This is a genomic window from Sphingomonas phyllosphaerae (genome assembly GCA_036946405.1).
Taxonomy (GTDB): Bacteria; Pseudomonadota; Alphaproteobacteria; order Sphingomonadales; family Sphingomonadaceae; genus Sphingomonas; species Sphingomonas phyllosphaerae_D.
Map to the genome: position 1 here is coordinate 2,592,878 of JAQIJC010000001.1, position 19,623 is coordinate 2,612,500.

The 19,623-nt window shown below is 64.9% G+C and carries 10 protein-coding genes, 1 tRNA gene and 2 rRNA genes (1 of these 13 running past the window's edge); 2 read left to right on the plus strand and 11 right to left on the minus strand.

The annotated features are described in order from the left end of the window. Positions 1-9: 9 nt before the first annotated feature. The 7 genes from PGN12_12360 to PGN12_12390 form a co-directional block, all read right to left on the minus strand. The gene (locus PGN12_12360; protein MEH3104689.1) at positions 10-1,494 is read right to left on the minus strand and encodes a tryptophan 7-halogenase; all 1,485 of its coding nucleotides are present in this window, start codon (positions 1,492-1,494) and stop codon (positions 10-12) included. Between the two features lie 38 nt (positions 1,495-1,532). Beyond that, the gene (locus PGN12_12365; protein MEH3104690.1) at positions 1,533-4,922 is read right to left on the minus strand and encodes a TonB-dependent receptor; all 3,390 of its coding nucleotides are present in this window, start codon (positions 4,920-4,922) and stop codon (positions 1,533-1,535) included. 130 nt (positions 4,923-5,052) lie between these two features. Further along, a complete protein-coding gene (locus PGN12_12370) occupies positions 5,053-6,012 on the minus strand; it encodes an N-acetylglucosamine kinase (GenBank protein MEH3104691.1) in 960 nt (319 codons plus the stop codon). Beyond that, positions 6,009-7,148, minus strand: coding sequence for an SIS domain-containing protein (locus PGN12_12375; GenBank protein MEH3104692.1), 1,140 nt, complete (start codon positions 7,146-7,148; stop codon positions 6,009-6,011). Before PGN12_12375 ends, PGN12_12370 begins: the two co-directional genes overlap by 4 nt. Further along, a complete protein-coding gene (locus tag PGN12_12380; protein MEH3104693.1) occupies positions 7,141-8,424 on the minus strand; it encodes a D-tagatose-bisphosphate aldolase, class II, non-catalytic subunit in 1,284 nt (427 codons plus the stop codon). Before PGN12_12380 ends, PGN12_12375 begins: the two co-directional genes overlap by 8 nt. Before the next feature lie 66 nt (positions 8,425-8,490). Continuing rightward, positions 8,491-9,396 (minus strand): DMT family transporter, encoded by a 906-nt coding sequence (locus tag PGN12_12385; GenBank protein ID MEH3104694.1) that lies wholly within the window; start codon positions 9,394-9,396, stop codon positions 8,491-8,493. Continuing rightward, on the minus strand, positions 9,393-11,474 hold the full coding sequence (locus PGN12_12390) for an alpha-galactosidase (protein MEH3104695.1): 2,082 nt from the start codon (positions 11,472-11,474) through the stop codon (positions 9,393-9,395). Before PGN12_12390 ends, PGN12_12385 begins: the two co-directional genes overlap by 4 nt. Before the next feature lie 146 nt (positions 11,475-11,620). On the opposite strand from PGN12_12390, the gene PGN12_12395 reads away from it, so the two are divergent. Beyond that, positions 11,621-12,706: an amidohydrolase family protein gene (locus tag PGN12_12395; protein MEH3104696.1), complete on the plus strand. Its 1,086-nt coding sequence runs from the start codon at positions 11,621-11,623 to the stop codon at positions 12,704-12,706. Between the two features lie 208 nt (positions 12,707-12,914). Here the strand turns inward: PGN12_12395 and agaR are convergent, their stop codons facing one another. Then, the gene (gene agaR / locus PGN12_12400) at positions 12,915-13,694 is read right to left on the minus strand and encodes a transcriptional repressor AgaR (protein ID MEH3104697.1); all 780 of its coding nucleotides are present in this window, start codon (positions 13,692-13,694) and stop codon (positions 12,915-12,917) included. Positions 13,695-13,848: 154 nt separating this feature from the next. Here agaR and PGN12_12405 point away from each other — a divergent pair, with 154 nt between their 5' ends. Next, positions 13,849-16,755 carry a TonB-dependent receptor gene (locus tag PGN12_12405; GenBank protein MEH3104698.1) on the plus strand — a complete coding sequence of 969 codons (2,907 nt, stop codon included), beginning with the start codon at positions 13,849-13,851 and terminating at the stop codon, positions 16,753-16,755. Positions 16,756-17,590: 835 nt separating this feature from the next. Here the strand turns inward: PGN12_12405 and PGN12_12410 are convergent. The 3 genes from PGN12_12410 to PGN12_12420 form a co-directional block, all read right to left on the minus strand. After that, positions 17,591-17,667 (minus strand) — tRNA-Met (locus PGN12_12410). A gap of 47 nt (positions 17,668-17,714) precedes the next feature. After that, positions 17,715-17,829: ribosomal RNA gene (gene rrf / locus PGN12_12415) — 5S ribosomal RNA — on the minus strand. Positions 17,830-17,954: 125 nt separating this feature from the next. Next, a 23S ribosomal RNA gene (locus PGN12_12420) occupies positions 17,955-19,623 on the minus strand; it runs 1,111 nt beyond the window's last position.

A 19,623-nucleotide genomic window follows, 5' to 3' on the forward strand; every position in this document is an offset into this window, starting at 1 on the left:
CTCGAACGGTCAGGCGACGCAGCGCGCCAGATAGCTATCGTGATCGGGCAGCGCGGCGACCTGGGCAATGATCGCGTCGCGCATCCGGGTCAGTTGCGCGTCAAGCGCCGGCAGCGGTGCCGTATCGGCGACCGGGTGATGGCGGCGCGGGATCATCCCCTGCCCTGCCAGCACCGCGACCCAATTGGCTTCCTTGAACAGATCGTGCGGCTGTTCGACGAACACGCCCTCTTCCTCGAACAGCGCGAGCCGTTCGGCGAGCGAGTCCGGCACGGTCATCGCGCGGCAATGCTGCCAGAACGGCGTGTCGTCGCGCGCGGTGACCTTGTAATGCGCGACGATGAAATCGCGGACGCGCTCCCACTCCGTCGCGATCATGGCGTTATACTGATCGACGACACGCGCGCTGATCCGCCCGTCGCGCGGGAACAACGTCATCAGCTTGGCGAGCGCGGACTGGATCATGAAGATCGAGGTGCTCTCCAGCGGCTCGACGAAGCCGCCGGCCAGCCCGAGCGCGACGACGTTGCGCACCCAAGCGCGCCGCCGCCGCCCGGTGGTGAAGCGCAACGCGCGCGGCGTCGCATCGTGATGGCCGACCGCGTCGCAAAGCTGCGTCGTCGCTTCATCCTCATCGAGGAAAGCGTCGCAGAAGACATGGCCGTTGCCGGTGCGATGACGCAGCGGAATGCGCCATTGCCAGCCGGCGGTGCGCGCCGTGGCGCGGGTGAACGGTGGCAGCGGCGACAAGGCCGGGCTCGGCAGGGCCAGCGCACGATTGCAGGGCAGCCAGTGGCTCCAGTCGTCATAGCCCGTCGCCAGCGCACCTTCGATCAGGACGCCGGCAAATCCCGAACAATCGAGGAAGAAGTCACCCTCGATCTCGCGTCCGTCGGCCAGTCGCAGCGCGGCGATGTCGCCGCTCTCCGCGTCCCGGCGCGCCGCCGCGACCTCGCCCTCGACGCGCACGACATCCAACCGCTCGGCATAGCGACGCAACATCGCGGCATAGAGCGTGGCATCGAAATGATAGGCGAATTGGAGCGGCGGGGCAGTCACCTGCCCTGTCGGCTGGATCATCCCGAACTTGCCGGCCGCCGCTGCCTGCGCCTCGGCGCTGTAAGCGAGCAGCGCGCTGGTGCCGCCGTCGGCGCGATGTCGGAGCCAATGCTGGACGAAGCCGATACCGTTGAGATCGCTACCGATCGCGCCGAACGGGTGGAAGTAGCGGTCGCCCAGCCGCGTCCAGTCGACGAATTCGATCCCCAGCTTGAACGTCGCCTCGGTCGCGCGCAGCACGTCCACCGCCGACAGCCCAAGGATGCGATGAAAGCTCTCGATCATCGGGATGGTCGCCTCGCCCACCCCGACGGTGCCGATCGCCGCCGATTCCACCAGCGTGATCGTGCGGCCCGGCGCGCCCAGGACGCGCGCCACGCATGCCGCCGCCATCCAGCCGGCGGTGCCCCCGCCGAGGATCACGATCCGCTGCATCACGGCGTCTCATCGTGCGGGAGCGGGGCGCGCATCGTTCAGAACTTCGCGCGGACGCCGAACTGGAAACGACGGTCCTGCTCGAACCAGCCGCCGGGCAGATATTTGACCGGACGGCTCGGGTCTTCGTTGGTCGGCCCGCTAACCTGCGCCTCCATGCGGATCTTGGTGTTGAGCAGGTTCGAACCCTGCAGGTTGAACTCGAGGTTCGGCGTGATCGCGAAGCGCAGCGAGGCGTCGAGGAAGCCTTCCGACTTGTTCCACACCGGGAAGCCCAGGCAGCAATCGTTGACCGAGTTAAGATAGCGCGACCGCCAGTTGTACGCGACGCGCGCACCGAGCGGTCCCTTTTCATAGAAGAGGATCGCGTTGAGCGCGTGATCCGACATGTTTTCCAGCCGGTCGACCTGGATCTGCCCCGCCAGCGCGGAACGCGCGACCGTGCTGTCGCCACCTACGGTATCGACGACGAGGTTGGCGTTCTTCACGCCCTTGTTGAAGATGCGGGTATAGTTGGTCTGGACGCCCAGTCCGTCGAAGGGCTTGGGCAGAAAGTCGAAATAGCGCTGGAACGCCAGTTCGAAGCCGTAGATCGACGCGCCGTCGCCGTTGGTCGGCCCGGTCACCACCACATCGCGCGTCACGCCATTGTTCTCGATCGGCACCGAGAAGATGCCGTTCTGAATATAGTCGTGAAACTTCTTGTAGAAGGCGGCGGCGCTCAACGAACCGATGCTGCCGTCATATTTTTCGATCGACAGGTCGAGCTGGTCGGCGCTGATCGGCTTGAGGCGCGGGTTGCCGGCGGTCGCGGTATAGCCGTAGCGCAACCCGGTCGGTTGTCCGTCCGGCCCGAGGATCAGATTGGGATTGCCCTGCCGGATTTCGCTCTGCGGAACGAACGACCGCTTGAGCACGGTGAAGTTCTTGAGCAACCCGATGTCCGGCTTCGAGATCGCGCGCGAGGCGGCGAAGCGGACGAACCATTCGTTGCCCAACCCGGCGCGCAGGTTGAAGCTGGGCAGCCAGTAATTATGGTCGACGCGCACCGTCGACGGTGTGCTGCCGCCGCTCGCAAAGGCACGGTCCTCGGTCGAGCCCGCGGCCAGGCATCCGGGCGTGACCGCATATTGCCCGGGCTGGAGCGCGGCAATCGCCTCAGGGGTCAGGGGCACGCAGTTGAGGTCGGCCTCGGTGAACGCCACCGCATAGTTGAGCGCACCCGCGCTCTGGTTGCGGATGTTCACCCAGCGGACGCCGACGTTGCCGGTGATGTTGATCCCCGCGATGTCGGCGCTCTCGCCCCCGAACTTCGCCATGACATAGGCCGACTTCGTCCGCTCGCGCACCGACAGCAATTCGCCGGGCGTGAAGCACGAACCTTCGATCTCGTCGGGACGCGAGCAGATCGGGTTCCACGACGAGGAGGCGATCGCGCCGCCCTGACTCTGCGCGGTGGCGCTGAAGCGGCTGAAGGTCTGGCTGGGATCGGCGAGGATATCCGAACGCATGAACACCAGCGGCGAGGTGCCGAGCAAGCCGCCGCCGAGCAGGTCCTGACCGTAGCTCAGCGCTTCCCAATAGCCGGGTTCATAACCGCGGAAACGCACCGAGCCATCGGCATTATAGGTCGGACCACTGGTCAGGAACGCCGAGTCCGCCGGGTTGACGCCCCAGTCGGAGGTGATGCTGGCCCAATTGTAGAGCGACCAGCGATGCTCCTGCCGACGGTTGGCAAACCGTCCGCCGAAATGGATCTCCGACAGCCACGGCGAGCCCAGCGCATAGACACCGTCGAGCCGGAAGGCATCCAGTTGCCCCTCGCTGTCGGTGATATGGTCCATCGCCGAGGCCGGCTGGTAGTTGCGCGGATCGGCGAACGGCTGGTCGCCGATCTGGTTGTAGCCCGATGGCGACAGCAACGTCATCTTCGGATAGCGGCCGGTCAGGTCGAGCGCGACATCGGCATAGGTGCGCTGGTTGAAGGTGATGTCGTAATTGTAGTTGGTCGCCTTCACATGCTGATAGTCGGCGGTGAAGGTCAGCCGGTCACCCGCCTGCCACGACAGGTTGAAGGCGGCGTCCTCCACGACGCGCTTCTCGCTCGAATAACGGGTGGCGACGTCGATCGGCGCACCGGCACGGCACGGCTGGTTGGCGTGACTGACGTCCGAGTTGAGGCACGGCTGAAACAGCGGCAGGCCGTTGGGCAGGACGCCATATTGGTCGGTCGACCCCGGCACGTAGCGGTCGCCGGTCGCCCAGTCGATCGCCCCATAGCCCCAGCCGCCGCGCGATCCCGTGATGACGCCCTTCTGGAACAGCCCGTCGTCGCGGAAGGTGAAGGGCGTCCCGCCCCCGGCCTCGTTGAACCCGAGCCCCGGTGCGTCGGGCGGCTGGAGGATGCTGGCGTCGGTCCAGACGGTCGAATGGTTGGTGCTCGCCGGATCGACCCACGCCCAATAGCTGAGCGCCTGATGCTCGACCCAGGTCGTGTCATATTGCGAGCGATTGAACTGCCCGGTCGCGACCAGCCGCCCGTCGTTGCTCTTCCACTGCCCCGCGAGCGACACGCCGAAGCGTTCGCGATCGTAATTGGTGTCGGAGAAGCCGATCCCGGACGGGATGTAGGTGGTCTTTCCCGCCTCGTACGTGCCCGGCGCGAACGGCATCATCCGCGGCAGCGTCACACCGCGCGAATTGGTGATGACGTGCGAATAGGCGACGTTGGCGAGGATGCCGAACTCGCCGATCCCGGTGACGAAGCGATTGGAATAGAGGCCCGACAGGTCGGGGGTGGCGCGCTGCGACTTGTCGCCGTAATTCTGCGTGGCGCTCAGCGCGAAGACCTGACCGCTCTGGTCGAACGGCAGGCGCGTGCGCAAGTTGACCGTCCCGGCGATCCCGCCCTCGATCATTTCGGCGGTCTGGTTCTTGTAGGTGTCGACCCCCGCCATCAGCTCGGGTGAGATGTCGTTCCACGAGAGGCCGTAACCGGACGTCGCGGAGAAGGTATCGCGACCGTTGAATTCGGAGCGGACCTGCTGGAGGCCGCGGATCACGATCCCCGATGGCTCCGCGGAATAATGCATCACGTCGTCCTTGGCGGCCGAGCGGATGACGGTCACGCCGGGCACGCGCTGCAGCGCCTCGGCGACCGATTTGTCGGGGAAGGCACCGATATCGGTGGCGGTGATCGAATCGACGACGGTATCGGCGTTGCGCTTCTTGCGCGCGGCCGTTTCTAGCGCCCGCCGCACACCGGTCACCACGACATCGGTGTCGCCGACCGTGTCGCCTGCATCGGCGCCGGCGCCCATCGGCCCGGCTATGGCGCCACTTTCCTGCGCCGCCGCCGCACCGCACGCGGCCACCATTGCCAGCGCGGTCCCTGCCGCCAGTCCGGCACGAAGATGCGTTCGCTTCATCCCCCTATCTCCCCTTTTTTCGGCGTCCGCTTTCCAGATCGCTCGATGATGATGCTTAGAATGAACGAAATACAAAGATTCGCAAGCGATAAAGATATGATTTTATTATTTCGCGCGAAAGCGAAACATTTTAATCGTGCCACAATGATCGAGTTGTGAGCCTTTGGTGATCGAGATGCCGCGCATAGAGCGCTGCGCCATATCCCGGCGCGTGCAGAGGTGTGACCGGCGTCAGCCCGGCACTCGTCAACCCGGCTGTGAAGGCTGCGCGGACGAGCGGTTGGTTGGCGAGCACCCCGCCCGACCACGACACCGGCACAGGCTCCTGCGAGGTGAAGCCGAGGCGTTCGCGCAGACTGGTCGCGAGCAGCACCAGCTCGTCCGCGGCGCGATGAAGGATCGCCTGTGCGGCAACATCGCCAACATCGGCTGCGCGGGATACCAGCGCGGCCAGCGCGGCGATCTGCCCACGCGCCATGCCGTCGGCACCCATGACGCGCTCGCACAGTTCAAGGTCGGTAGCGAGCGCCAGTTCCTCGCGGAACAGGCCGTGGAGCGGCCCGCGCGGAAGCCGCCCGTCGCTCATCCGCGCGAAGGCACCGAGGCCGCGTTGCGCGATCCAATAGGCCGATCCCTCGTCGCCGAAGACCTCGCCCCATCCGCCCGTCCGTGCGCCGCGACCGCCACGCTCGCCATAAGCGATCGAGCCGGTGCCCGCGACGACGTTGATTCCGTCCGCACACGCCAGCGATCCGGCCCAGCCGCATACCATGTCGTTGTCGCAGCGGTAGCGGGCGTGACCGAGCAGCGCGCCGACCCCCGCATCCAGCCGCGGATCGGCAAGACGATCCTCGCCATAAGCGGGAAGGCCGAGAAAGACGTAGGTCAGGTCGCCGGGTTCGACAGCCAATTGGCTGCCGATATCCCTGACACCCTGCTCGATGCGCCGCAGCGCTTCGGCGACGCCGACCTCAAGATGATAGGTCGTGCCGGTCACCGCGCGGGCGCTCACCTCGCCCGCGGCGTCGATGCAGACGAATTCGGTCTTGGTGCCGCCGCCATCGACGCCCAGGTACCAGGCCGTGCTCATGCCTCGACGGCGTGGATCCGCACGCCTTGCACCACGCGATTGACGGTGCCGCTCGCATTCGGGCGATCGGGGGTCAAGCCGAGCGCTTCCGAGACATGCAATGCAAACAGTTGCGCGGGCACGATGAAGGGGAACAGGAGATCGGCGTCCGCGGCGTCGGACAGGCCGTCGACCGCAATCGTCGCGTCATCGCCCTTTCCGGCCGAGATCACGATCACCGCCCCCGCCTGCGCATCGCCGCGCAGTTCCGCGACGATATCGAGATCGTAGCGACGCGTCAGCGGATCGTTGGAGACGAACACCACTGCGAGCGTCCGGTCGGTGATGATCGTCTTCGGTCCGTGGCGGAAGCCGAGCGGGCTGTCGAACGCGGTGACCACCGCACCGTCGCTCAACTCCATCAGCTTGAGCGCGGCTTCGCGCGCCAGCCCGCGGAACACGCCGCTGCCCAGATAGACGACGCGTTCGAAACCGCGCGTCGCCAGATCGGCAACCACCGGCTCCGCGCGCGTCAGCATGTCGGCGACACCCGCCGCGATCGCCGGAACGCGTGCGTCGAGCGCCGCGACGCCGCCGAGGATCGAAAGCGCCGCCAGCATCATCGCGCTGAAGCTCGAGGTCATCGCGAAGCTGCGGTCGTGGGTTTCTTCTGGCAGGACGATCACGTGCGTGCTTGCGCCACCACGCTGCGCGAGTTCGCCTGCCGCGTTGCAGGTCACGATCAGGTGATGCGCATCGTCGACCATGCGATCGACGAGATCGACCGCGGCGACGCTTTCCGGGCTGCTGCCCGAGCGACCGAACGACACCAGCAGCGTCGGCACGTCGCCGCGCAGGTAGAGATGCGGCGCGCTGACGATGTCGGTGGTGGCGATCGCCTCGACCGTACGGCCGAGGTGATGCGACAGGCAGGGTGCGAGACATTCGCCGATGAACGCCGACGTTCCGGCGCCCGTCAGGATGACGCGCAGCTTCGGTTGCCCCAGCAACGGCGCCAGAAACGCGTCGATTTCGGCGCGCGCGGCCTGCAACAGCGCCTGCGTCGCACGCAAGGTCGCGGGCTGTTGCGCGATCTCGCGCCGCGTCCAGCTGACGCTTTCATCCGGGTGGGGCGCGGCGATCAAGGTGTCAGTCATGGGGAAAACAGGCTCCGTGATAGGCATCGAGCGTGGCGGCGACGTGCGCCATCACCAGTTCGGCGGGATCGAGCGTGGTGCCGCCGCCGCGCACCGCGGCATAGGCGGTCGGCAGATACTGACTGAGCAGTGGGAGCGGCGGCGGCGTGTCGCGCAGATTGGCAAACAGCCGCGCCTGCGCTGCCGCGATCACCGGGTCGGGCCAGTAATAGCGGATGCGATCGGAGAGGCTGTATTGAAGCTGGAGGTCGAGCGCGGGCCCGGTCGCATGGTAATATTTGGCCCAGTTCTTCGGCTCGGCGCGCAGCCGGTCCAGCGTCACGGCGCGAAGCTCGGCGCGCGCCTTGGCGGTGACGGTTTCTCGTTCGATCGCATCCAGCGCCCACAATGCCTCGCGCAGCGCGAAGGTGACGCCCGGGCCGACCTTCAGGATCGCGAAATGGTCGCGCACCAATGCCGCGAGCGCGGCAGGCGTTTGGTAATCCGTCGAATGTGCTTCGTAGACCAGATGATCGACCGGCTCGATCGCGCGGCTCAGCGCGACCGCCCGTTCGGGTCGGTAATCGACGACCTTGTCGTGATCGAACTCGACGCCCGGTTGGACGACCGTGGCGATCACCCGCGACCACGCGGCATCGAGACCCGCCGTCCTGAACAGCGTGCGGTGCATGTCGACCGTGGCGATCGCCGCCTCCGGCGTGGTGACCGCCAGCTCGTCGAGATCCTCCGCCGCGCCGCCCGGCACCGGCACCTCGGTGCCGATGATATAGACCGGTGCGTCCGCCTCCGCGCCGTCGAAGGCGTCCTCGGCGGCGCGGCAGAGCTGCGCGGCACGCTCGGCGATCGTCTGCTCCGGCAGCGGCACCGGGTCGTCGGCACAGCTCATCGAACAATCCAGATGGATCTTGGAGAAGCCGGCGCGGACATAATCCGCGACCATCACCTGCGCCTTCGCCATCGCCTCGGCCGCCGGCAAAGCGGTCCAGGCGTTCGGGCCGAGGTGGTCGCCGCCGAGCACCAGCCGCGCGACCGGAAAGCCGACCCTCGCCGCGATCGCCTCGACGAATCCGCGGAAATCGGCGGGCTTCATGCCCGTGTACCCGCCGTCCTGATTGACCTGGTTCGAGGTCGCCTCGACCAGCGCGAACGGCTGATCGACCGCGAGCGCATGGCGTAGCGCCGCCTCGATCACCAGCGGATGTGCGGAGCAGACCGAGGTCACGCCGACGCGCTCACCCGCCTTGTGCCGCCTCACCAAATCCAGAAGAATATGCACGCGCCGCTCCTTTCGCGAACGACCGTCCGTCGTCCGCACACAAGAATTGAACGAAGTCCGCCGAGCCTAGGCGGTGGCCGGCTCCGGCTCGGTATCGGGATCGGCGCTGTCGGGCTCGATCGCCAGCAACAGCGAGGCGGTCAGCGCCAGCACGATCCCGAATGCCTTGAGCGGGCCCGGCATGACGTGCAGCACCGCCAGCGAGATCAATGCGGTGACCAGCGGCGCGCCGGCATTGGCGAGCGGCGCGACGATGATCGCCTTGCCATAGCGGAACGCGAAGACGAGCGTCAGCGCGCCGATCGCGTTGAGCAGCTGGATCGCCGCGGCGAGCCCCGGCCCGTCGAGCCCCCAGTTGATCGGCCGCGTGGTATCGGTCATCGCCCAGGCGACCGGCGCGAGCGCCAGCGCCGCGATCGTCATGTAGACGAAGATGCTTTCCGCCGACATGACGTGGTTCGCCGCCTTCATGAAGAACGCCTGCACGCCCCAGCACAGCATCACCAGCACCGCGGGCAGCAGCCATGCCGCCGACGCCCCTGACGCGCCGGGCGCGAAGTCGAAGGTCGGTAGCGCCAGCAGGGCGAGCACGATCCCCAGCGCGCCGAGCCGCCCGGTACGCTCCCCCATCAGCAGGAACGACATCGCGATCGTTACCACCGGCGACAGCGAGATGATCGGGAAGATCAGATAGGCCGGCCCACGTGCGACCGCGTAGAATAGCAGCATCTGCCCGCCCGCGCCGAGCAGACCGACCGCGAGCCCGTAGGCGATGGCACGCGGCGAGCGATCGAGCCGCCAGCCGGACTGCGCCAGCACCACCAGCGCCGGGGGCACCATCGTCAGCGCCCACACGCAATAGACGAGCGTCTCAGGAAAACCGTGCTGCGGCGAAAGCCCTGAAAACGCGCCCCAAACACCCCATAGCGCGACGGTGACAAGCGCGTTGAACAGCCACGCGCGCCCGGTCATGCCGTCACCGGCGTTGCGCGTACCAGTAGCGCATGGTCGAAGGTCGCGGCGATCGTCGGCTTCGCGCGTGAGGCGGTGCCGAGCGGCTGTCCGCTGAAGCCGTCGACGAGCGTGTAATCGCCCTCGCCCAGCCCACGCAGCGCGATCGGGCCCGACCAATGATCGGCGTAGAAAGCGTAATGAAGGACGCCTTCCTTCTCAATGGCATGAGCCTCGGGCTTGTCGAAGCCGATGTCGTAGAGCCCGCCGAGATAGCGGCCCTTGGGCAGCATGTGCTCGCGATAGAGCGCGACCCATTTGCCCCAGAGCGCTTCCTTGGCCGGGGTCAGGACGAAACCGCCGGGGGGCAGCTTTTCCATGGGCTTGGGCGTGTCCTTCGGCCAGGTGAACTTGGTCGAGGGGATCGCGCCAATGCCATAGGTGGAAGCGAAATCGGCGCCGCCGTCGCTCAGCTCGACATGGTCGCCGGCATAGGGCGCGGACGGCCCCATCAGCGCCTTGAACGTCTTGCCTTTCAAGCGGATCTGCCATGACGACAGCGGGTCCGAGGCCGGGGTGTTGTTGGTGGCGGGCAGGTTGTGGAACGCGAAGCTGTCGCCGCACGGACACAATTCCACCACCGCCTGCGGATTGGCGGCGATCGCCTCGTCGTGGATCGCCTTCCAGAAATCCTGGAGCTTTTCGCTCGATTCTTCAGGGCGTTGGTGACGATGCGCGGGATTGTAGCAGGGCGCGACGCCGTTCAGATGCTGGCCGTCGAGCTTCAGTCCCTCATAGCCCCAATCGACCATAATCCGCCGCACCAAGGCACGGAAATAATCGACCGTCGGCTGGTAGGCTGGGCAAAGCGTGAAGGCATTCCAGAAGGTTACGTTCTGCGACGCGCCGTTGCGATCGAGCAGCAGCATGTCGGCGTGGTCGCGGAGCAGATCGGTGCCCGGGTCGACCGCGAGCGGCGCGAGCCAGAGCCGCGGACGCATCCCATCCGCCTTGATGCGATCGGTGAAGGCGCGCATGTCCTTGTCACCGCGCGGGAATTTTGCCGGATTGAGCTTCCAGTCGCCCTCCGCGGTCTGCCAGCCGTCGTCGAGCACCGCCCATTCGAACCCGAGCGCCTTTGCCTTGGGGAGCGTGCCATATACCTGATCGAGCGTGAAATCCCGCTCATAGCCCCAGGCGCACCAGATCGGACCGTAGCTCGATTCGGGGATCGACGGCGCTGCCATGCCGCGCTCCGCCATCAGGCGGCGATAGGCATCGAGGGGACGGTAATGATCGCCCTCGTGCGCCATCAGGAACGAAAATGGCAGCGTGATCGTCGCCCCGGGCGCAAGCAGGGCGGTCTGATCGCCGCTCAGACCGAGCCGGGTCGCGTCCGGTTGCATCGAGACGGGCAGAGCGACCTGCCGCGGGCTGGTCTCGACATGGCCAACCGCCAGACCGACGTCGCGCCGCCACACCACCGCCACCGGCGTGCCGCCGCCATAATCGGACGCGTTCATCCCCATGAAGTTTCGCTGCTCGAAACCGGGCGCGACCTTCTGGATCCAGTCGCGCCGATCGGGATAAGAGGCGCCGGCGAAGGTCCATGCGCCATCGCGATGCGCGCGCAGATCGTGGGTTGCGACCCGCCAGCCCGACACTGCCAACGGCGCGGTGCCGGTGTTGCGATAGCTGACCTCGTAAAGCGCGAGTCCAGGATAGGCGTCGAGGAAGGTCACCGCGGTCGACTGCTCGACCTGCCCGCCCGCGGTCGCGCGCAGGAGGTGCCGCCGTCCCTTGCCATGCGCGCCGGACACCGGCGCCTCGGTATGATCGAGCAGGAGGAACGTGCCGAGCGGCCGGCCGCTGACGAACAGCGCCTCCGACGTGCCACGCGTCGTGATCGCCTTGCCCCCGAACGACAGTTGCGCCCGCATCGCACGATCATAGTCGATCGTCAGCGTGCCGTCGGTCAGGTGGACGCCCGACGGCGCCGCGGCCCAGACCGCGTCGCCCCAGTCAGGCAGCGCCAGCGTCGCGCCGCCCATCATCAGGCGGGCGAGCAGCGAGCGGCGCGTAACGGGGCTGGACGACATGACGGACTCTCTCCTTTGCGGGCCGTCGACGCTGCGCGCCGCTGGCTCGATGAGAAAGAACTTGCACCAACCGGAGCGGGCGCGCAAACAAAAAGCGCAATGCGAAAGCGCGTTTTCTTTCGTTATGATCGATAGAGGAGAGTGACATGGGGATGATCGCGGCCTTGCTGTTGGCCGGCGCGGCATCGACGAGCGCGCATTATACCGAAGCGGACTTCGCCCGCGTCGCGAAGTTCGACGCGCATTTCCACGCCAATGTCGACGACCGACGCTTTCTGGCGCTGGCGAAGCGCGACCGGTTCGAGGTGCTGGCGATCAACGTCGATTATCCCGACTTCCCGCCGCTCGCGCAGCAGGCCGCGATCGCGCACACCATGCGCGCCGCCGATCCGATCGACTTCCGCTACGCCACGACCTTCTCGATGGACGGCTTCGGCACGCCGGGCTGGACCGAGCGCACCATCGCACATCTGGACGCCGCCTTCGCGCGCGGCGCGATCGCGGTGAAGGTGTGGAAGAATATCGGAATGGTCGCGACCGATCCAAGCGGGAAGCGCGTCTTCCTCGACGATCCGCGCTTCGATGGCGTGATGGCGCATCTCGAACGGCGCAACATTCCGCTGATCGCGCACCAGGCCGAGCCGAAGAATTGCTGGCTGCCGCTCGACCAGATGACCACAGACAACGACCGCGCCTATTTTAAGGCGCATCCCGAATATTACATGTACCTGCACCCCGAGGAGCCGCGTTACGAAACGTTGATGGCGGCGCGCGATCGGTTCGTCGCGCGACATCCGAAGCTGGCGTTCGACGGTGCGCACATGGCGAGTCTCGAATGGAGCGTCGACGAGCTGGCGCGCTTCTTCGACGCCTATCCCAACACCGTCGTCGACCTGGCCGCGCGGCTATCGAACCTGCAGGTCCAGTCGAACGCCAACCCTGCGAAGGTGCGCGCGTTCTTCGTCAAATATCAGGATCGGATCCTGTATGGCACCGACCTGACCGACAGCCCGCCCGATCCGGCGGCACGCGCACAAAATCCGCCCGCGACCAACGACTTCGCCAAGGAGGCGGATCGGGTCTGGCGTGCCGACTGGCGATATCTGGCGACCCCGCTTTCGCAGCGCGTCGAGGCGATCAACGCCGATGCGGTCGGGCTGAACCTGCCGCGCGCGGTGATCGACAAGATCTACTGGCAGAATGCGCGACGCTTCTTTCGTCTGAAGGGTTAGGATGAGAGGACATCCACTTCAGCCGTCATTGCGAGCGTAGCGAAGCAATTCAGGGCGTCCTTATCCGGCCCTGGATTGCTTCGCTACGCTCGCAATGACGAAATAAGTTGAAGCTATCAGGTCCTGATCTCCCGCCTACGTTTCGCCGTGGGTGACAAGGGGGGCCGATTGATTCCGGGGCCCGAGCGACATCGGGCGTCAGTCCGGGTCAGGCAATGTGAAGGCGGAAGCCGAGGCGGTCGGCGGCCGCCTGCATTCCCTCGGGCGCGGTATCGTCGATGACGAGGTCGTCGATCTCCGCGACGTTGAGGATGCGGTGGAGGCAGACGCGGCCGAACTTCGAACGGTCGGTGACCGCGATGACCTGCCGCGCCGCCTTCACCATCTTGCGGTTGAGCATCGCTTCGGGTTCGTAATGCGTGGTGATGCCGCGCTCGATATCGAAGCCGTCGACGCCGAGGAACAGCTTGTCGACGTGCAGATCGTCGAGCGCGCTTTCGGTCTGCGCGCCGTAGAAGGCGCGATTGCGCCGGCGCAGCGTACCCCCCAGCATCACCACCCGGATCCGCTCCTTGCGTGCGAGCGCGGACAGGATATCGAGATCGTTGGTGAGGACGGTGATCTCCTCGTGATCGGGCAGATGATGCGCGATCTGCAACGTCGTGGTGCCGGAATCGAGCACAACCGAATCACCCGGCTGCACCATCGCCGCCGCCAGCGCGCCGATCCGCGCCTTCTCATCGACATGGCTGGCACGCTTGGCCTCGACCGGCGGCTCGGCGATAACGTTGACGGCATCGGCGACGATCGCGCCGCCGTAGGAACGCTCCGCAACGCCGCGTTTTGCGAGGAAATGCAAATCCTTGCGGATTGTCTGCATCGAAACGCCGAACCGCTCCGCCAACGGTGCCACCTGAACACTGCCGCGTTCACGCACCATGACACTGATCTGCTGCCGTCTGCCGCTGGTGTCCCGAACCGTGGACATGTCACCCCTCCGTGGAACAGCATCCTTATCAGCGCGCCCGCCCCGCCACAATATCACTCCCGCTTTCGTTTCTTTTCCATTTGACAGCGATGCGAAGCGAAAGATACCTGTCCGCAATGTTTCGCATTAATTGCGATAGATCGGGAGAGTGGCCATGATGCATCCGAACCGCTGGCACGCGACCACCCTGACGGGGGTCAGCCTCATCGCCTTGCTGGTGGCGGGTCAGGCCGCCGCGCAGGACGCGCGCCCGTCGGTCGATCCGGCGCAGCGCTCCTCGACCGCCTCGCCCGATCCGCAGGCGATCCTGTCCGATCCCGGCCAGCAGCCCGGCGAAACCGGCGAACCCGCCGCCCCGACCGAGGTGGTCGTGCGCGGCGTCCGCGGCAGCCTGTTGCGATCGATCCAGGCCAAGCGCAACGCGGACACGATCGTCGATGCGATCTCCGCCGAGGAACTCGGCAAGTTCCCGAACCGCAACGTCGCCGAGGCGCTGGCCAACATCCCCGGCGTGACGGTAGGGCGCGACGGGCGCGGCGAAGGGCGCGACATCACCGTGCGCGGGCTCGGTTCGAATTTCGCGATCACCACGCTCAACGGCCGCATCCTGCCGACCGACGGCACCGACCGCTCGTTCCAGTTCGACGTGCTGCCGTCGGAGATCATTTCGGGCGCCGAGGTGAAAAAAGCGGTGCGCGCCTCCGAGCTGGAAGGCAGCATCGGCGGCAACGTCGACCTGCGCACCGCCCGTCCGCTCGACCGATCGGGCTTCCACGCCTCGGCAGCGGTCGAGGGCCAGTATAACGACCTGGTCGACAAGGGCGGTTACAAGCTGAGTGGCGTCGTCAGCACGACCTTCGCCGACGACACGATGGGAATCCTGCTCGGCGCCAGTTACAACAAGTACAAGTTTCGCACCGACAATCTCGGCGAATATTCGATCACCGACGGGACCGAGGCGGGCTATGGCATCGATTTCAACCGCGACGGGCGCGTCGACGCCGACCCGAACGGCCCGGCCTATATCTGGCCCGATTATTACAGCGTCGGCTATGTCAGCGGCGAGCGCGAGCGGATCGGCGCGGCCGGCGCGTTCCAATGGAAGCCGTCGAGCAACTTCGAGGTGACGATCGACGGCATCTACAGCCATTTCGACGTGAGCCAGCACAATTACCGCTCCTCCAATTACCTCAACCCGCTCGGCGACGACGGCACGCCGCGCTGGGACCCGGCGTCGATCTCGGTCGATGCGAACAACGTCGTCACTGGCTTCACCAAGACCGACATGGTCGCGGAGGTGCTGACCACCGACGAACCGCGGCAGAGCCAGACGTGGCAGATCGGCGGCCGTGTCGATTGGCGGCCGGTCGAGCAGTTGAAGCTGGCGTTCGACGGCTATTACGGGAAGGCGACCAACAACACCGGCGGACGCAATCGCTTCGTCGTCGCCGGCATCCCCGGCGCCTCCGCGACCTTCGCGGCGCGCGACAACGGGTTGCCGGACCTCGCGATCACGCTGCCCGGTGGCCGCACGCTCGACCAGGCGACCAACGACGATTTCCGCGCGCATTACATCGGCATCCAGGGCCAGGATATCAGCGACGATATCAAGAGCGCGAAGATCGACGGCGAGTATCGCGTCGACAATGGCGTGTTCAAGGCGATCAGCTTCGGCGTCGCATGGACCGACCGCAACAAGGATGTGACGACCGTCGACAACCAATATACGACGTCGTGCAACTATTGCGGCTATCCGTTCACCTTCGGCGCGATCGGCGCGGACGTGGTGAAGCCGGGACGTGCGGACATCCTGCAGAAGCGTCGCGGCAATTTTCCGCGAAACTTCCCTTACTTCGACATCGACACCTATCTGGCCGCCTTGCCGCGCGCCGACAACAATCCCGCGATCCTCAACCCGAACAGCTGCCTCGACGCGAGCGGCGCGACGATCCCCGGGTGTTCGCTGACGCCCTATCCGGCCGGCTATTCGACGCAGATCATCCAGGACGACCTGCCCGCCTCCTACCGGATCGGGGAGCGGACCTGGGCCGGCTACGTCCAATTCAATCTCGAGGGTGCGCGCTGGCGCGCCGATATCGGCGGACGGCTGGTCGCGACCAAGGTTTCGTCGGTCGGCTATGGCGCGTCGATCGCGACGATCATCCCGCGCGCCGGCACGCAGGACAATGCGGTCAGCTTCAACCCGGTCGAGCCGATCACCGGCGGTGGCGACTATCTGCGGCTGCTGCCCGCGGCCAATTTCGCCTATGATCTCAGCGACGGCCTGCGGCTGCGGCTGGCGGCGTCGCAGGCGATCTCACGGCCGACCTTCGCCGAGCTGTCCCCGGCCAAGGATGCGACGTCGGCGCAATCGGGGACGTACATCATCTATGACGCGGGCAATCCGAACCTGAAACCGACCGAGGCCAACCAGTTCGATGCCTCGATCGAATATTATCCGTCGAACCGCCTCGCGCTGACCGCGGCGGCCTTCTACAAGCACATCACCAACTTCGTCGCGACGGTGCCGGTCGATGTCGTCGTCACACCGACCGCGCAGCCGGCCAATCAGGTCCAGAACTTCAATTTCGTCGAATATCAGGTGCGTAACGGCGACAGCGCCGACGTCTATGGCATCGAAGTCGGCGGACAGTATTTCCTCGACAATGGCCTGGGCGTGCAGGCAAACCTGACGTACAATCACTCGCGCGCCACGTCGGGGGACGTCACCACCGACCTTCCCGGCGCGATCCCCTTCTCCGCCAATGGCAAGCTGTTCTATGAGAATCACGGCGTCGGGGCGCAGCTATCTTACACGTTCCAGTCGCGCTTCACCTATGCGCAATCGGGCAATCTCGCCTATCTCCCGGTCAAGGAAGATCCGTATCACGAAGTGTCGGCGACGCTGTCCTATGATGTGACAAGCCACCTGACCGCCTATGTGCAGGGATCGAACCTGTTGGGGCAAGCGATCAAGCGGTTCAACGATTTCCGGAACGTGCCGAACTTCTACGAATATTCGGGCCGGGCGTTCTTTTTCGGCATCCGTGGGCGGCTGTAGGCGGCGCGCCTCGTCGCTATCTTGCCGCGAGGCGCTCGCGGGTGTTTCCTGGTAGCTACTGACCTGCCCCCCTCTTCCGGCTCCGCTGACAGCTAGCTGGCGGGCGCGATGCCGCCGAGGTTGCTATGTGGACGCAGGCCAGTGTGGTCGGTTCGCGCTGCTCGACACCCTCGATGGTCGCTTCGTGCGCCTACAACCGCAACCGCACCGGTCCCGACACGGGCATCCTGTCGATTGCTGGTCAATGGTCGAACGTTATCGCTGTTGCCGCGCTTGCGAGACAATTGCGCGATCTTCACGCCAGCCTCGTGCTCGCAAGGCGTTGCCGCATCGCTCGTCTCCATCTGACGAACTAACCTATTCAATGGTATGATTTCCGGGGAGCACGTCCGCTGAGCCGGCGGTAGAGCAGCGCCTGTCGCGACAGTTCGCCGATCGGACAGCCGTGACAGAGCTGCGGGCGATGTCGGTGACGGGCAGATCCGGCATCCCGGCTTTTAGTGTTTGATCCACCCGGCCTGAGCCAGCGTCCGCCGTCACCCCGGCCCCTTCGACAAGCTCAGAAGAGCCTTGTTCCGGGGTCTACCGTCCCGCAAGAGCATCCGCCGGTGTGCTGGCGGAAAGGTGGATGCCGGAACGGATCCGGCGTGACGGGTGGCGGCTCCAATTCAGCTTTGATGGATCACGCTCGAGCTTCGCGACAATGTGTACGGGTAAGCCGTGCCGGCCTCGATACCGATGTTTGTGCCTGACGTGCCTGCCTCGATGGCACGGCGCCATCGGCGCAAAGCACGACAGCCCCGTCTCATGGGAGACGGGGCTGTCGTGGTATAGATGGTTGCGGGGACAGGATTTGAACCTGTGACCTTCAGGTTATGAGCCTGACGAGCTACCGGGCTGCTCCACCCCGCGCCGAGGTGAGTGAGTGAATGGGTTCATGGGATGTGCGAAGCTGCAATGCCTGGCGGCGACCTACTCTTCCATCGCTTGAGCGATAGTACCATTGGCGCAGAGGGGTTTCACGTCCGAGTTCGGGATGGGATCGGGTGGTTCACCGACGCTATGGCCACCAGGCAATGGAGCCTGCACATGTGTCTTCCCCGGCCGGGTAAGGCGGGGGAGACGGGTTCAAATCGATGCACTGTTATCTGGTTGAGGGTCGATCACCTGTTCCAACGCTGTTGTTGGGGGTGTGTGCTCTCAAGCGCGAATAGGACGATTAGTATCGGTTAGCTTCACGCGTTACCGCGCTTCCACATCCGATCTATCAAGGTCGTGGTCTTCGACCGTCCTGAGAAATCTTATCTCGAGGGAGGCTTCCCGCTTAGATGCTTTCAGCGGTTATCCCGTCCGTACATAGCTACCCTGCTGCGCCGTTGGCACGACGACAGGTACACCAGAGGTACGTTCAACCCGGTCCTCTCGTACTAGGGTCAACTCCTCTCAAATTTCGACGCCCACGGCAGATAGGGACCAAACTGTCTCGCGACGTTCTGAACCCAGCTCACGTACCACTTTAATTGGCGAACAGCCAAACCCTTGGGACCTGCTCCAGCCCCAGGATGTGATGAGCCGACATCGAGGTGCCAAACAACCCCGTCGATATGAGCTCTTGGGGGTTATCAGCCTGTTATCCCCGGCGTACCTTTTATCCGTTGAGCGATGGCCCTTCCACGAGGGACCACCGGATCACTATGACCGACTTTCGTCTCTGCTCGACTTGTCAGTCTCGCAGTCAGGCGGGCTTATGCCATTGCACTCTAACAGCCGGTTTCCAACCGGCCTGAGCCCACCTTCGCGCGCCTCCGTTACTCTTTAGGAGGCGACCGCCCCAGTCAAACTACCCGCCACAGAGGGTCCCTGATCCAGTTTCATGGATCGAGGTTAGACAATAGACAACAACAGGGTGGTATTTCACCTATGGCTCCACACCGGCTGGCGCCAATGCTTCAAAGCCTCCCACCTATGCTACACAGTTCTTGTCCACTGCCACTCTGAAGCTGCAGTAAAGGTGCACGGGGTCTTTCCGTCTAACCGCGGGTACTCCGCATCTTCACGGAGAATTCAATTTCGCTGAGCATGTCCTGGAGACAGTGGGGAAGTCGTTACGCCATTCGTGCAGGTCGGAACTTACCCGACAAGGAATTTCGCTACCTTAGGACCGTTATAGTTACGGCCGCCGTTTACCTGGGCTTCATTTCAGAGCTTGCACCCCTCCACTTAACCTTCAGGCACCGGGCAGGCGTCAGGCCCTATACGTCGTCTTGAAGCCGACTTAGCAGAGCCCTGTGTTTTTGCTAAACAGTCGCTACCCCCCTGGCCTGTGCCCCCCATGAGAGCTTGCGCTGACATGGGGCCTCCTTCTTCCGAAGGTACGGAGGCAATTTGCCGAGTTCCTTCAGGACACTTCTCTCAAGCGCCTTGGTATACTCTACCAGACCACCTGTGTCGGTTTCGGGTACGGTCTATACGGTGGGGCTATTTCCCGGGACAGTTTCGAAGCCTGACCAATCCGTTAAGGTCAGACAACACACACCATCCGTCACACACCACCAGGCTGCGGAATATTAACCGCATTCCCATCGACTACCCCCTTCGGGCTCGTCTTAGGGGCCGGCTCACCCTGCGCGGATTAGCCTTGCGCAGGAACCCTTGGTCTTTCGGCGAGAGGGCATCTCACCCTCTTTATCGCTACTCATGTCTGCATTCGCACTTCCGATACCTCCACGACCCATTACCAGATCGCTTCGCAGGCTTACGGAACGCTCCGCTACCGCGTGTCTTGCGACACACCCTAAGCTTCGGTGCACGTCTTGAGCCCCGTTACATCTTCGCCGCAGGAACCCTTAGCTAGACCAGTGAGCTGTT